This window comes from Liquorilactobacillus uvarum DSM 19971 (assembly GCF_001434935.1).
Lineage (GTDB): Bacteria > Bacillota > Bacilli > Lactobacillales > Lactobacillaceae > Liquorilactobacillus > Liquorilactobacillus uvarum.
The window spans coordinates 1-250 of sequence record NZ_AZEG01000139.1 but is presented as its reverse complement, the minus strand read 5'-3'; the positions used below and the strand labels follow the sequence as shown (position 1 = coordinate 250).

1 pseudogene is annotated in these 250 nt (G+C 42.0%); it reads left to right on the top strand.

The features are described 5' to 3' along the window. Positions 1-250 (top strand): annotated as a pseudogene (locus tag FD20_RS12810) (hypothetical protein); the annotation flags it as partial.

Genomic DNA, 250 nt, shown 5'->3' with positions numbered 1-250 from the left:
TGATTAAACAGGAACAAGCCTATACAGCCGTGATGTACTATGATCCTGTTTTAAAGCCATGTCAGGCTGAAACAATTGAACAGTGGCAAGCAAATCCACCACAGGTGTTCAGTCCCCAAGAGCATCAACAAGGACTAGCTTATTTATCGGGACAGCTTAGCTTAGATCAGTTAGAAAATCATCACTTACAACGGGTTTTAAAGCATGATGGCACTAAACAACTCTTTTTTGGCGAATGCAAAGCCGATCC